The following is a 1,580-nucleotide window of genomic DNA, read 5'->3' as shown; positions in this document are numbered from 1 at the left end:
TCACGACCCTATTTTTGAGATTGGCCCCACGAGGCGAATCTGACGTTATCCATATAAAAAATTGAGGAGCACATCGATGCGCGTCATTCTGCTGGGAGCTCCCGGGGCCGGTAAAGGTACTCAGGCTAAGTTCATCACCGAAAAATTCGACATTCCGCAAATCTCCACCGGCGACATGCTGCGTGCTGCGGTCAAGGCTGGCACCGAGCTGGGCGTCAAGGCCAAGGGCATCATGGATGCCGGTGGCCTGGTGTCCGATGACCTGATCATCGCCCTGGTCAAGGACCGCATTGCCCAGCCGGACTGCGCCAACGGTTTCCTGTTCGACGGTTTCCCGCGCACCATTCCTCAGGCTGAAGCACTGGTGACTGCCGGTGTCGAGCTGGACGCAGTGGTTGAAATCGCCGTTGAAGACGAAGAAATCGTCCAGCGTATCGCCGGTCGCCGTGTTCACGAGGCCAGCGGCCGTGTGTACCACATCGTCTACAACCCGCCGAAAGTGGCCGGCAAGGACGACGTCACCGGTGAAGACCTCGTGCAGCGCAAGGACGACACCGAAGAAACCGTGCGTCATCGCCTGTCGGTCTACCACTCGCAGACCAAACCGCTGGTGGCTTTCTACCAGGAACTGTCGGCTGCCAATGGCAAGCCGAAGTACAGCCACATCGAAGGCGTCGGTTCGGTTGAAGCAATCACCGCCAAGGTGCTTGCAGCGCTGAGCTGAAAAGTCTGAATCGCTTCATCTTCTACGGCCCGCTTGCGGGCCGTAGTTGTTTATACTGACGCACTTTTTTCTGACCTCTTGTTACGGAAACATCGATGAGTACCTTGCTGGCCCTGGACACCGCGACTGAAGCTTGCTCCGTTGCCTTGCTGCATGACGGCACGGTCACGAGCCATTACGAGGTGATCCCGCGCCTGCATGCGCAGAAGTTGCTGCCGATGATTCAGCAATTGCTCGCCGATGCCGGGACGACCCTGCAAGCGGTCGATGCCATTGCTTTCGGGCGCGGGCCGGGTGCGTTTACGGGCGTGCGGATTGCCATCGGCGTGGTGCAAGGCTTGGCATTTGCGCTGGATCGCCCGGTGTTGCCAGTGTCCAACCTTGCCGTGCTGGCACAGCGTGCTTATCGCGAACACGGCGCCAGCCAGGTCGCAGCCGCTATCGATGCGCGCATGGACGAAGTGTATTGGGGTTGCTACCGCGAGACGGCCGGGGAGATGCGACTGGTCGGCGCTGAAGCGGTATTGCCACCGGAGTCGGCGGCGTTGCCGGGCGATGCGAGTGGCGAATGGTTCGGCGCGGGTACTGGTTGGGGCTATGCCGAACGTATCGCCGTCAATCTCAGCGGCCAGGATGCGGGCATGCTGCCCCACGCCGAAGACCTGCTGACCCTGGCGCGTTTTGCCTGGGCGCGGGGGGAGGCGATTGTCGCGGATGAGGCGCAGCCGGTTTACCTGCGCGATAAAGTGGCGACGCCTAAAGCTCGATAGTATTCAGGACTGAGTCGGTCCAATCGCGGGCAAGCCACGCTCCCACAGGTTATGCGCAGGTCCTGTGGGAGCGGGCTTGCCCGCGA

At 60.9% G+C, this 1,580-nt stretch carries 2 protein-coding genes; both read left to right on the top strand.

Annotated features, from left to right (window positions below; all coding sequences use genetic code 11):
- The first annotated feature begins 76 nt into the window (after positions 1-76).
- Positions 77-724 (top strand): adenylate kinase, encoded by a 648-nt coding sequence (gene adk, locus ACRESJ_RS01375; RefSeq protein WP_431756276.1) that lies wholly within the window; start codon positions 77-79, stop codon positions 722-724.
- 95 nt (positions 725-819) lie between these two features.
- Positions 820-1,494 carry a tRNA (adenosine(37)-N6)-threonylcarbamoyltransferase complex dimerization subunit type 1 TsaB gene (gene tsaB / locus ACRESJ_RS01370; RefSeq protein ID WP_431756275.1) on the top strand — a complete coding sequence of 225 codons (675 nt, stop codon included), beginning with the start codon at positions 820-822 and terminating at the stop codon, positions 1,492-1,494.
- Positions 1,495-1,580: the final 86 nt, after the last annotated feature.

This window comes from Pseudomonas sp. (assembly GCF_050739655.1).
Taxonomy (GTDB): Bacteria; Pseudomonadota; Gammaproteobacteria; order Pseudomonadales; family Pseudomonadaceae; genus Aquipseudomonas.
This window is presented reverse-complemented; position numbering and strand designations above follow the sequence as displayed.